Source organism: Megalodesulfovibrio paquesii (assembly GCF_054653055.1).
In genome coordinates, this window is the sequence record NZ_BAAIGQ010000008.1 from 374,676 (window position 1) to 386,052 (window position 11,377).

Consider the following 11,377-nt stretch of genomic DNA (forward strand, 5'->3'; position numbering starts at 1 on the left):
GCTTGTCTGCAGCTTCTTTTTGGCATTGCGTCATGGCATCTTGGGAGCTGTCTTGCGGTGCGTCTTGCTTGCGTTGTTTGGCAAGCGCTGGATGTGCGGACAAAAGGAGAGCAACCAGACAAAGCACAGAGAGGTGGATTCGCATGGGGCAGAGGATTACGCACCGAGGAGATAGGCGCGGATTTGTCTTTTGCCAAACTTCAAGGCAGTTTCCGTATCGAACATGAAGATATCCAGGCTGTTGCGCATCCGTTCGTTCATGAGGTCGTCTATGGTGTAGACGCCGTGGTCTTTGATGTAGATCTTACGGCCAAAGTTCCAGCCGTTGGCGAACAGATCGCGCGAAACAGCCACAATGCCATCGCGGACACGCTTGTTGTTGGCGGTGGTGAACGGAGTGTCATCTGTTTGTCCGACCGTGGGGCTGTATGCTGTGACAGTACAAACACGGCCCCTGGTCATGCTCTGGATGAGGAAGTCTTTTTGCTGCACCATGCGCAGCAGTTCAGTGACCTTTGACTTGTTGTCTGCAAGCGAGTTGATGAGTTTGAGTTGCTGTGTGTAGCTGGAAAGCTGCAGGCCTTCCAGAGCTCCCTCAGTACTGGCCTGGGCGAGTTGGAGTTGATTGTAGCTGGCGCGGTAGCCTTCCAGTTGTGTTTCCAGCTCCTGATTGAGCCGATACTGGAAATAGCAGATGACGCCGAGGATGAGGATGGCTTTACAAAGTAATAGAGTACGCATGGTTGAGTCCGGGTTCAGGGTCCTGGTGTGCTGGAGCCACGCCATGCGCAGGCATGGAGGTGCCCGGCGTGCCGGGGCGCCGAGGCGAGCAGTTCGCCGCAGCAGCGTACAGGGCTCTGACTGTCACAACGACAAGGTTGCAATATTCCCATGACATATCAATTCGGGCTTTGTCAATAGTGTTCAGGGTCTATACTTTTTATAGACTGCAGGCAAGATGGTGTAATTTCGTATTTCAGACACTGCAACATGACTGATATGTCATCTTGACGCAACGTTGAGCTCGGGATACTGCTCCACCAACCTTCAACAGATTCACGAGGCATGGCATGGCAGCACGTCGCATTGCATGGCTATCCAGGGGGAGCAGCGCCATGACGTTGCATCTTCGCGTGCGTCTGACTGCTTGTCTGGCGTTTTCTGCAGTGTTGGCAATCAGCAGGGATCCTCTGACTCTGATGGCCGCGGCCCCCCTGGTACTCGGGGCGCTGGTGCTGGGATGGCCCGGCCGGGCTGCCGTGCTGCGGGGCCTGGGCGCGGTCAATGTCTTTATCCTACTGCTCTGGCTGGTGGTACCGTTCTCTGGCAAGGGGGAGGTGCTCCATACCTTCGGGCCGTTGACGGTGCGGGCGGACGGTCTGCAGCTGGCATGGCTGGCAACGGCACGCGCCAACGCCATTGCCTGTCTGGTGCTCGGCATGGTGATTGGCTCACCACTTCACGCGTTGATCCGCAGTATGGAAGCGTTGCGACTTCCTAAAAAGCTGTGCTCCATGTTGTTTTTTTGTGCACGATATATATACGATATCAAATCTATGCACCAACAACTGCACACTGCAGCCGCCTTGCGTGGTTATTCGCCTGGAATGAATTGGCGCACCTGGCGTACTACGGGAAACATGTTCGCCATGACAGTGGTACGAACGCTGGATCAGGCCCATCGCGTGTATCAGGCCATGCAGTTGCGCGGGTATGATGGCAGTTTCCGGCATTTGCCTGAGCCGCCTTTACGAAGGAGCGATTGGCTTGCGTTGGCCGGGATGGCCGGGTGGCTGGCCCTGCTGGTGGCCATAGAGTGTGGGGCTGTGCATGGCCTGAACGGATTGGAGTTGTTTTATGAATGATGTTGAATGTGCGGTGCTTTCTCTTGAGAATGCCTCCCTTCGGTATTCAGGAAGGGATCAAAAGATATTGGATGACTGCAATATCAGCGTTACCACTCGAAAAATAGGGCTCATTGGCCCAAATGGCAGCGGTAAAACGAGTTTGCTGCATTGCCTTATTGGAATTTTGCAGCCTGATAGCGGAGTGCTGCGCTTCAATGGTACGCAAATAGCTGGGAAGGAATCTCTCCGGGCCATGCGCCGCGAGGTCGGGTTTGTGTTTCAGCAGGCGGATGATCAGCTTTTTTCGCCGACTGTTCTGGAAGACTTGGCCTTTGGGCCGCTGAATTTGGGGATGCCACCCCGGGAGGCCGAATCTGTTGCCCGCAGCACCCTGAAGTCACTGGGCTTGCAGGGATATGAAGATCGCGTCTGCCATCGGCTCTCAGGCGGAGAGAAGCGGCTGGTGGCCCTGGGGACGGTGCTGGCAATGTCCCCAAAGGTGCTGTTGCTGGATGAACCGACCAATGACCTGGATCCGGCGATGCGGCGGAGAATTATGCATATTCTCAAGGAATTGCCGCAGGGGATGCTTATTGTCTCCCACGACTGGGACTTCCTCTCCCGCACCGTGGATGCCTGTCTGGCCATGGAAGACGGCAGGCTGCGGCCCGTGCCGATGGATGTGCTGCACAGCCACCGTCACGGCGGGCCGGGAGAGCAGGAAGACGAGGCCGATCCGCAACGCCCGCATCTGCACCCTGTCCGCCCGGGCAGCTGAGGTTCACAGGCGCAGGAGTTTGCCCAGTTCCTGTTCGATCATTCCCTTGAACAGTTCGATTTTGTAGGCGTTTTTTTTCAGGGGCTCGGCCTGCGCCATGGCAGAGATGGCGGCCTCGGCACACAGTGCCCGGGTGAGGCGCTTGCCGAGGAGCACGGTTTCCGCCTCCCTGGCCCGCCAGGGGAACGGGGCAGCGGCGGCAAGCACAATGCGGCAATCCACCATGAAATCGTCGTCAAGCACTGCAGCCAGGGCCATGCCTGCCAGGGCAAAGTCCCAGGAGCGGCGCGCCCGGATTTTCCGGTAGCTGGTGTGCAGGCCGGGCGGGGGCGGGGGCAGGTGCACGTGGGTGACGAGTTCGCCGGGCTGGAGGGTTGTTTCCCGGGTGGGGTCCTGGGCCGGGGGCATGAAGAGCTGCTCCAGGGGCAGTTCGCGGTCGCCGGCGGGGCCGGCCACCCAGATGGTGGCGCCCAAGGCCTGGAGCATGGGCGCCGTGTCTGACGGGTGGACCATGACGCAGGCATCGCCGCCCAGGATGCAGTGGAGCTGGTTCTCGCCATCCACAGCCAGGCAGACCGGGCCGCCCTTGCGCAGGCAGGAAAAATCCCCTCGGTAGTACCAGCAGCGGGGCTTCTGGCAGAGATTGCCGCCCAGGGTGCCCTGGTTGCGCAGTTGCGGGCTGGCGACTTCGGACGCCGCCTGGGCCAGGCCGGGATAGAGGGTCTGGACTTCCGGGGATTGCGCCAGATCCGCAATACTGGTCAGTGCGCCCATGGCCAGACCGCCCTCGGCCGTGCGGGCGATGCCGCGTAGATCCTGCAAATCCGAGAGGGAGACGACCAGCTTGGCCGGGAAGATGCGCTCGCGCAGGCAGCCGAGCAGATCCGAGCCGCCGGCCAGGGCATGGGCCTGTTCGCTCTGGAGTTGTTGCGCGGCCTGGGCCACGCTTTTGGGTCGGACATAGGCAAAATCTTCAAACATGCTCAGGCCTCCTTTGCCGCGGCAAGGGCGTGCAACACTGACGCGGGGGTGATGGGCGTCACGCTGAGCCGCACCTGCCAGGGGCGCAGGGCGTCGGCGATGGCGTTGGCGATGGCCGGCGCCGTGGGCACCACCACGGGCTCGCCCAACCCCTTGGCGCCGGCAGAGTTGGCAGCGCCGTCGGGCAGGTCCAGGGGCAAGGAGACGGTATCGGCAGCAATGTCGAGCATGGTCGGCAGTTTATAGTCGTGCAGGTTGCGGTTGCAGAGTTTGCCGGTGGCTGCATCCAGGATACGGCCTTCCGTGAGGGCAAAGCCCGTGCCCATGGTCACCCCGCCGTGGACCTGGCAATCGTAGGTCAGGCGGTTCATGACCCGGCCGGATTCATGGCAGGCCAGAAACCGGATGATGCGGATTTCGCCAGTCAGGGTGTCCACCTCCACCTCGCAGAACTGCGCGCCAAAGGGGCAGATGGCCCTGCCCTTGGGGTTGGGCCGTTTGTGTCCCTGGCCGATGGCCACGCGCTGCTGCTTGAGCCGGGCCAGTTCGGTGACTGCAATTCGCTTTTCCTTTTTGTCCGCCTGCTTGTGGGTGACAATGACGGCACCGTCGTAGCGCAGGGCGTCGGGCTTGAGATTCAGTTCCTCTGCTGCCCAGCCGAGGAGCACCCGTTTGAGTTCCTGGGCGGCCTCGCGCACGGCCGGGGCCTCTGTGGGGACGGTCTTGGAACCGCCGGAAGCTGTGGCATACTGGGTGGCGGCCGTGTCTGCATGCTCGATGTGAATGCGGTCCAGGGTCACCCCCATTTCTTCCGCAGCCACCATGGCCATGATGGTTTTGCTGCCACAACCGATGTCGCTGGCGCCCATGTTCAGAATCAGGGAACCATCGGCCAGCATCTTGAGCAGGACCGTAGAAGGCGGGAAGCCGCCGCCCACCAGCCAGGTGCAGGCGGCCATGCCCACACCGCGGCGGGTGGTGAAATTCGCCGGCTGGGCTGCAGTCCGCTGGCGGGATTCCTGCCAGTTGAAGGCCGTGGCTCCTTCTTCCAGACAGGCCTTGAGGCCCGTGCTGGTGTATGGCGGCGCTCCCTCGCGGGCCTGGGAGACGGTGGGGATGTTCTTGAGCCGCAGGGCCACGGGATCCATGGCCAGGGTTTCGGCCAGCTGATCCATCATCTGCTCCAGAGCCCAGGCTCCCTGGGGGTAGCCGGGGGCGCGGAAGGGGCGCGAGGGCTGGCTGTGCAGAAAAACGTCGGTCATCTCGGTGCGGACATTGGGGCAGGCGTACAGATCCCTGGCCGGCCAGTCCACCAGGGAACTGCCACCGGCGCCATACGCTCCGCCAGAGGCGAGGACGGTGAGGTTGATTGCCGCGAGGGTGCCGTCGGCCTTGGCTGCGAGCTCCATCTCCATGATTGCCGCGGGCCGCAAGCCCATGGCGAGCATGGTCTGTTCGCGCGAGAGGAACAGCTTGACCGGCCTGCCGGTACGACGGGCCAGGATGGCGGCGATGACGGCATATTTGCTCGTCTCCAGCTTGGAACCAAACCCGCCGCCCACGTATTCGCCCCGGACGCGGACCTTGTTGAGAGGCAGGCCGAGCACTGCGGCAATGCGTTCCTGAGCGGGAAAGACCCCCTGGGTGGATTCCCAGATGGTCAGGCCGTCGCCATCCCATTGGGCCACGCAGCCGTGACGCTCCAGGGGGATGTGCAGTTGGGATGCGGTGCGGAAGGAGCCGGTGAGGATGGCAGCCGCCTCGGCCCGTCCCTTGGTCAGATCCCCGCGGGAGTATTGCTGGATGGGGCGGGCCAGATTGCCGCCGGGATGAACGTTGGGCGCCTTTTCCGTCAGAGCCAGACGTTCTTCCACCGCTACGGGCCGCTCATCAAACTCCACGGCGATGGCCCGGACGGCGTCCCAGGCCTGCCAGGGGGTTTCCGCCGCCACGGCGGCCACTTCCTCGCCCTCGAAGCGCAGGTGCGGGTCAAAGAGCGGCAGGGAATGTCCCTCGGCATATGGCCAGCGCAAGGCGGCCTCGGGCGTGCGGGCGGTGATGATGTCATGCACGCCGGGCATGGCTCTGGCCGCGGTCACGTCCAGGCCGCGGACAATGGCGTGGGCGTGTGGGCAGTGCAGGATGGCGGCATGGAGCATGCCGGGCAGGTGCACATCTGAAGGATAGATCGCCGCGCCGCAGACACGTTCATAGGCGTCCACCCGTGGGATGCGCTGGCCGATGAGGGTGGTGCGTTCCCAGGGATGCGGCGGCTCGCCCGGCCTGGCGGGCTGAGGGAGCGGGGAGACGGGATCGAAGTAGCCTTTGTCGGCCATGCAGCACGTCCTTGCGGGATCCTAGAGCGTCTTGGCAGCCTGAGATGTTGTTGTTCCGGTTTGTCATGCCGGCCCCTTGCGCGCCTTTGCGGCCAGTGGTGGCCATGGGCAACCAGTGGGCAGGCAAGGGTGGAAGATCAATCCTTCTTTTTGATGGCGGCCGCAGCCACAGCCGTGAGGATATGCCGGTAGGCGCCACAGCGGCAGAGGTTGCCGCTCATGCCCACACGGATCTCCTCCAGGGTGGGATCGGCCTGCTGGCGCAACAGGGCTTCAGCGGCCATGATCTGCCCGGGGGTGCAATAGCCGCACTGCAGGGCATCTTCCTCCAGAAACGCTTGCTGCACCGGCCCCAGCCGTTCGCCATCCATGAGGCTTTCCACGGTCTCAATGGATTTGCCCTGGGCCTCGAAGGCCAGCATCATGCAGGCGTAGCGGGCCGCGCCGTCCACCAGCACGGTGCAGGCGCCGCACTCACCGCGCTCGCAGCCGGGCTTGGGGCTGGTGATGCCCAGCACCTCGCGCAGGACGTACAGCAGGGTCCAGCGCGGCTCGGCCAGCACGGTGCGGGGGGTGCTGTTGATCGTGAGCGTCAGAGGGGTCAGCCCCTGCAGAATGGGCGGGGGCATATCGTCCTGCGCGGCGGCCCGGGCAGCATCGGCCATGGTGGCAGCACCGGCGGCCAGTCCCGAGGCCAGGGTGTTGACCACAGCGGAAGCCCCCAGGGATTTGATGAAGCCGCGACGGCTCATGCCGCCCGAAACATCCTCACAAGAGGACGGCGGGCAGGGTGGGGGGGAATGCTTGGAGGACGACGAAGACATGCAAAGACTCCCGGGCCGGTGCGTGTTGCGCGCTGCAATGGCAGGCCACTGGCGATCCCAGAGGATGGTTCCAGATGACAACGCCACAAGCCGGCGTTGTCATCTCCCCGTCTACGCCAAGGGTCAGAAAAAATCCAGAGAGCCGCCGCTCATTGCCGGGCCAGCATTCCCGCCTCTTCCAGCCGGGCAATGAGCTGCCGCCGGCGCTTGGAATAATAGGCCAGCACCCCCGCGGGGATGCCCATCAGCAGCAGGATGGCGCCACAGCCGCCAAAGCCAACCAGCCGCAGGGTCGCCAGCTCGTGGGCAAGCGGCGCCACATGGCCGGGCTCAAGCACCGAACGGGCTGGCATGCGCGGGTCCACGCGCACCTCGGCCGTGGCTCCTGCGGGATACCGGGCCACGATGGCTTCGGCTTCGTCCGGGCTGGGCTCGGCGGCGTAGCCATAGCGGATGCGCTGCCCCGGGTAGGAAATTTCATCCATAACATACTGATATTCCACGACAGCCTTCCAGCCTTTGACGGTGCGTTTGCCGGAGGAAATACGTGTTTCCTCCACGTGGCTGGAGTGTATGGTGGCCGGGACCGCGGGCCAGGAGAGGCTCTCTTCTGCCCAGGCCCGCGTTTGCTGCAGGGACTGATACTCCCGGATCAGCAGCACGCTCAGCACAATCAACCCAAAGATGAAAAGCGCCCCAAGCCAGAAAAACAACCGCCGGGTTTGTCGCCAGCCGGTATCCAGGGTGGCGCGGGTCAGCCGTTCACCCCAGCCGGAGACATTCCTGGCGGCAAGGGCAAAGATCGGGGAGACGCCTGAGGAGTCCAGAAAGAGATCCACCTCTTCGGTTGCCGGAAGGTTCCAGACGCGGCGGCTGAAGCGCATCATGGCCGGAAATAGCGGCTTCCTGGCGTCTGCATCCAACACCAGGAAGGCCTGACCGCCCATGTCGGCATAGCGCAGGTTTTCCAGAAGGCAGGCCCGGGGCGATGCCGTGGTGAAGCGGATTGCCGCCTCCTGTTGGCCGTCGCGCATGGATTTGGTCAGTCTCTGCAACCACAAGCTCAAGGGCAGCAGGATGGCGGCCACAGCCAGTAAGGCGGGTGCAGCCTCCCGAAGGGACGGAGAAAAAAACATCCCTGCCACTGCCAGGACCAGCACTGGCAGCATCAGCATAAACGGCAAAAGCCGGGCAATGGCCATGGCGACACCATACAGCCGGAAGTCACGCGGCGGCCGGGGCAGGGGCTGGCGGGAAGCAGAGCGGGAGGTGGGCCGGCTGGGTGGGGTCCGGCTGGGTGTGGGCATGCGGCGCTCCAGGGCTGGGGGATGCCGGGTACTATGCCGCAATAAGGGAGGATGGGGCAAGAGGGCGCAGAAAGCCGGACATCACCGCGGAAATGAGGAATGTTGAGATCGAGAAAGGTGAGAGGCAGATTCACTCAAACAGCAAGTCTGGTACCCATGCTGGCGGCAACAGAACAGGCAGGCCTCGTAATTACCTGCCTCCACACACCTTGCACGGCCGGTAGCCCGCGGCTTCAGCCTCTTGCCTGCTTGAGAAGGGCATCGTGCAGGCTTTACAATGATAATATCGGCAGCTCGGGCCGTGATAGATATGCGAATTAGGATTGCCATGCAGCGCCGCGCTCGCGGCTTGGGCCACAGGCAACAGGCCGCTGCCGGAGGGTGTGCTGCCAACACCGGCCGAGGCAAGACAGAGCGCGCAGAACAGCAAGGAACAACACAGGACGTGAAGCGGCGTGCGATACATCATGGGATCCCTCGTCAAAAAGAGCCGCCGACCATTGCGCGGGCCTGATGTTCGTCATGCTACGAGTGCTCAATATTTTTAAGTATATTATTCTGTTTCCGTCTGTGACGCAAGGTTTCACCCGCTAAACCAGATGATGGGTAGCCATTGCTTGTGGTGTAACTTCGCGCGCGATTTGGCACAAATTAGCGGGTGATTTGGCACAAGTTCGCAAGACGAAGTATCTTTTGTAACGATATAGGCGACGGCGAACTTTGATATAACGCCGCCGCCCTTCGTCCGGATCATGCCGCCCGTCGTGGCGCATACTCTGGGTTACCCGTCAGCCTCCGCCTGTCTGATCCGGTCTGCCGCCAGGGCTGCGTACTCTGGTGACAGCTCCACCCCCACGAACTGCCTGCCAGTCTCGATGCAGGCGATGGCGGTTGTTCCGCCGCCCAGGAACGGGTCCAGGACGGTGCCGCCCTCGGGGGTCACGGCCAGCAGGTCCTTGATGAGCGGGATGGGCTTGCTGGTCAGGTGCACCTTGGCGGCGGTGTTAACCGCGTGGCGGAAGATGCCGGGCAGGCAGCGGTCATGCAGGCGCTTCCAGGGCGGCTTGGCGGCATAGACCACATATTCGGCGTCCCGTCTGAACTCCCCGAGCATGGGCCGGGCGCTGGGCTTGTGCCAGATCACCAGGCCGCGCCATTCCCAGCCAGCGGCCTGGACCACGTCCGAGGCCAGGGGCAGTTGTCGCCAGTCCGTGAACATAAGCAGTGGCGCGCCCGGCCGGGCGATGCGCCAGCACTCGGCCAGCCAGAGCGTGGCCCACAGGGCGTAACTCCGTTGATCCTTGCTGTCGCCCAGCATGGCCGGGTAGCTCTTGGCAGTCCCGGTGTTTTGATATTTCGTCGCCGGATCGCGCTTTCGAGCGGCCGCATGGGTGCCGCCGCTGGAATACGGCGGGTCTGTCACCACGGCGTCCACGGATAGTGCGGGCTGGTCCCGCAACACCGTGACCGCATCTCCCTGAAACACTTTGCCATTGTCAAAGATTATCCGCACGTTGCGCTCCCGTAGGAGCCTCTCGGGCCTCTTGCCTGGGGCTCGCGGCCCGCACGTGATTGAGCGCCCCACAGCGGGGGCATTTGATGGCGATATGAACAACCTCGCCCTTGGCCAAGAGTTTATTGCAGCTTCCGCATCGGATTTGATCCATATCCCTGCTTGATTGTTAGGCCTTGGCCCTGCTACGTCCATGCGGCCCTGGGGTTGCCACTCCGGGCTCTCATGGCGCAGCGGCTCCGGCCGTGGTCCGGTGTTCGTGCACCGGGCCGGTGGGGTGTGTCACCACCCCGCCTGCGCCTCCGTTTTTGGGGCGGTAACTCGCTGTTAACGCCCCAAAAACGCCTCATGTCATGCCAGCACCTGCGCGGTCCTCCATGATTCCAGCACCCCGGCCTGTACGGCCACCTGCAGCCCCGCCTGCGTCTGGGCGTCGTCCAGATCAATTTCTGAAGCCGCACGCACCAGCTCCACAAAGTACATGACCTCAGGCACGGGACTGGTGACGGCGGCGGCCCATTCCTGGGGTGTGAGCCGGCCCAGGAACTGCACCCGACTTAGGATGCGCGGGGCCGGGGTCAGGGGCGTGGGGTCGTGGGCGTCCAGCACGGCCTGCACCGCCGCGCGCTCGTCGTTCGTCAGGTCACCAAGGATGGCGCCATCTGAGCCAATGGAGAGACGGTTAAACAGTCCTGACAGTCCGGCGCTATCCAGCTCATGCCAGATTGTTTGGGTGTTGATGATCATCTGCTATCCCTCCAGCGCCACGTGGATGCGCGCGCACAGGTTGTCATTGGTGGTCGTCCCGTACAAGGACATGCTGTAGGTCACCCCGGCATTCACGCAGCCCATGGCCATGGCAGAGTGCCAGCCCTCAGACACGAGCGCCGGAGCCATAGGGGTGGCTGCGGTCGCCCAGATGTTGGCCCCGGACGTCTGGGCAGGCGTCAGCGATCCGAGGAGTGCGCCATCAATCCCCACCCCGCAGTACACCGCTGCCGCACCACTGGTCAGGAGGATCCCGGTCAGCCCCACCTGGACAATTTCGTTCCAGCTCAAAAACCCGATTTGCTCAGCCGCCGCGCTTAACACTACCGGTGTCAGCTGCGAGGTGGTGGAGCGTTGGGCTTTGATAGTGTTTGTCCCGTGCCTGCGCCTGCGATTAAACCAGGACAGCACCCCTATATATGCCGCATCAACTTGGATTTGCCCGCTGGCATTGGGCCGGACCAGGCCGACGAGCAGCCTGGTCGGGTCACCGGTTTTGTGCCTCCAGCCGTCCGTTGTCGCCGGGGCAGTGGTGGACGCCTCCAATGCGCCGGCCGACGTCAGATAAACATAATAGACCGTCTCCGCTGTCAGCCCGCTGCTGGCCAGGGACAGGCCGGCCGCCGGGAGGGTCAGATTGCTACCGTCCGGCCAGAGCATGCTGCCCCGGCCCACTGGCTGCAGCTTCACTTCTGTGGCGCTGGCATATTCCAGGCGGCATTCGCCTTGCCCACCTCCTCCAGTCAGCCCATCATGCGTATGATCCGCCGCCGCTGCGCCGATATCCGATGGCGTCAGGGCGTCTGCCCCTCCAATCGCGTGGCTGGTTTTGTGCGCCGTGGGCGTGCGGGCATCGGACAGCCGGGCATCGGTATCCGGCACCATGCCAGACCGGGCGTACGCGACCATCTGTGCCACCGTAGCACGGCTTGTAACGGCGTCGCTGGTGTCTTCCATGACCAATGCATCATCATCCGCCAGCGATGCAAGCGCAGGCAATTGTGGGATTGTTTTTGCCATCGT

The 11,377-nt window shown here is 62.9% G+C and carries 12 protein-coding genes; 2 read left to right on the forward strand and 10 right to left on the reverse strand.

All coding sequences use genetic code 11. The features are described from left to right. Positions 1-156: 156 nt before the first annotated feature. Positions 157-741: an RlpA-like double-psi beta-barrel domain-containing protein gene (locus ACYQ00_RS20000; RefSeq protein WP_460033827.1), complete on the reverse strand. Its 585-nt coding sequence runs from the start codon at positions 739-741 to the stop codon at positions 157-159. Between the two features lie 374 nt (positions 742-1,115). Here ACYQ00_RS20000 and ACYQ00_RS20005 point away from each other — a divergent pair, with 374 nt between their 5' ends. Together ACYQ00_RS20005 and ACYQ00_RS20010 are read left to right on the forward strand one after the other, a co-directional pair. Beyond that, entirely contained in the window at positions 1,116-1,865 is a 750-nt protein-coding gene (locus tag ACYQ00_RS20005; RefSeq protein ID WP_460033828.1) for an energy-coupling factor transporter transmembrane component T family protein, read from the forward strand. Next, the gene (locus ACYQ00_RS20010; protein WP_460033829.1) at positions 1,858-2,625 is read left to right on the forward strand and encodes an energy-coupling factor ABC transporter ATP-binding protein; all 768 of its coding nucleotides are present in this window, start codon (positions 1,858-1,860) and stop codon (positions 2,623-2,625) included. Before ACYQ00_RS20005 ends, ACYQ00_RS20010 begins: the two co-directional genes overlap by 8 nt. A gap of 3 nt (positions 2,626-2,628) precedes the next feature. On the opposite strand, the gene ACYQ00_RS20015 is transcribed toward ACYQ00_RS20010, so the two are convergent. The 9 genes from ACYQ00_RS20015 to ACYQ00_RS20055 all read right to left on the reverse strand — a co-directional run bounded on the left by ACYQ00_RS20015 (position 2,629) and on the right by ACYQ00_RS20055 (position 11,374). Continuing rightward, on the reverse strand, positions 2,629-3,606 hold the full coding sequence (locus tag ACYQ00_RS20015; RefSeq protein ID WP_460033830.1) for an FAD binding domain-containing protein: 978 nt from the start codon (positions 3,604-3,606) through the stop codon (positions 2,629-2,631). 2 nt (positions 3,607-3,608) lie between these two features. Next, positions 3,609-5,942 carry a xanthine dehydrogenase family protein molybdopterin-binding subunit gene (locus tag ACYQ00_RS20020; protein WP_460033831.1) on the reverse strand — a complete coding sequence of 778 codons (2,334 nt, stop codon included), beginning with the start codon at positions 5,940-5,942 and terminating at the stop codon, positions 3,609-3,611. 137 nt (positions 5,943-6,079) lie between these two features. Continuing rightward, positions 6,080-6,766: a (2Fe-2S)-binding protein gene (locus ACYQ00_RS20025; RefSeq protein ID WP_460033832.1), complete on the reverse strand. Its 687-nt coding sequence runs from the start codon at positions 6,764-6,766 to the stop codon at positions 6,080-6,082. A 149-nt stretch (positions 6,767-6,915) separates the two neighbouring features. Further along, positions 6,916-8,073, reverse strand: a complete 1,158-nt coding sequence (locus ACYQ00_RS20030; RefSeq protein ID WP_460033833.1) for a DUF3592 domain-containing protein — start codon at positions 8,071-8,073, stop codon at positions 6,916-6,918. Between the two features lie 190 nt (positions 8,074-8,263). Continuing rightward, positions 8,264-8,542: a sunset domain-containing protein gene (locus ACYQ00_RS20035; RefSeq protein WP_460033834.1), complete on the reverse strand. Its 279-nt coding sequence runs from the start codon at positions 8,540-8,542 to the stop codon at positions 8,264-8,266. A gap of 312 nt (positions 8,543-8,854) precedes the next feature. Next, on the reverse strand, positions 8,855-9,586 hold the full coding sequence (locus ACYQ00_RS20040; protein WP_460033835.1) for a DNA-methyltransferase: 732 nt from the start codon (positions 9,584-9,586) through the stop codon (positions 8,855-8,857). Continuing rightward, entirely contained in the window at positions 9,570-9,740 is a 171-nt protein-coding gene (locus ACYQ00_RS20045; protein ID WP_460033836.1) for a Com family DNA-binding transcriptional regulator, read from the reverse strand. The genes ACYQ00_RS20040 and ACYQ00_RS20045 overlap by 17 nt, the downstream gene beginning before the upstream one ends. A gap of 197 nt (positions 9,741-9,937) precedes the next feature. Beyond that, entirely contained in the window at positions 9,938-10,333 is a 396-nt protein-coding gene (locus ACYQ00_RS20050) for a hypothetical protein (protein ID WP_460033837.1), read from the reverse strand. A gap of 3 nt (positions 10,334-10,336) precedes the next feature. After that, entirely contained in the window at positions 10,337-11,374 is a 1,038-nt protein-coding gene (locus tag ACYQ00_RS20055) for a hypothetical protein (protein ID WP_460033838.1), read from the reverse strand. Between the last annotated feature and the right edge of the window lie 3 nt (positions 11,375-11,377).

Coding starts and splice junctions, on each gene's coding strand:
- ACYQ00_RS20000 (WP_460033827.1), bottom strand. CDS start 741: ATGCGTACTCTATTACTTTGTAAAGCCATCCTCATCCTCGGCGTCATC.
- ACYQ00_RS20005 (WP_460033828.1), top strand. CDS start 1,116: ATGACGTTGCATCTTCGCGTGCGTCTGACTGCTTGTCTGGCGTTTTCT.
- ACYQ00_RS20010 (WP_460033829.1), top strand. CDS start 1,858: ATGAATGATGTTGAATGTGCGGTGCTTTCTCTTGAGAATGCCTCCCTT.
- ACYQ00_RS20015 (WP_460033830.1), bottom strand. CDS start 3,606: ATGTTTGAAGATTTTGCCTATGTCCGACCCAAAAGCGTGGCCCAGGCC.
- ACYQ00_RS20020 (WP_460033831.1), bottom strand. CDS start 5,942: ATGGCCGACAAAGGCTACTTCGATCCCGTCTCCCCGCTCCCTCAGCCC.
- ACYQ00_RS20025 (WP_460033832.1), bottom strand. CDS start 6,766: ATGTCTTCGTCGTCCTCCAAGCATTCCCCCCCACCCTGCCCGCCGTCC.
- ACYQ00_RS20030 (WP_460033833.1), bottom strand. CDS start 8,073: ATGCCCACACCCAGCCGGACCCCACCCAGCCGGCCCACCTCCCGCTCT.
- ACYQ00_RS20035 (WP_460033834.1), bottom strand. CDS start 8,542: ATGATGTATCGCACGCCGCTTCACGTCCTGTGTTGTTCCTTGCTGTTC.
- ACYQ00_RS20045 (WP_460033836.1), bottom strand. CDS start 9,740: ATGGATCAAATCCGATGCGGAAGCTGCAATAAACTCTTGGCCAAGGGC.
- ACYQ00_RS20050 (WP_460033837.1), bottom strand. CDS start 10,333: ATGATCATCAACACCCAAACAATCTGGCATGAGCTGGATAGCGCCGGA.
- ACYQ00_RS20055 (WP_460033838.1), bottom strand. CDS start 11,374: ATGGCAAAAACAATCCCACAATTGCCTGCGCTTGCATCGCTGGCGGAT.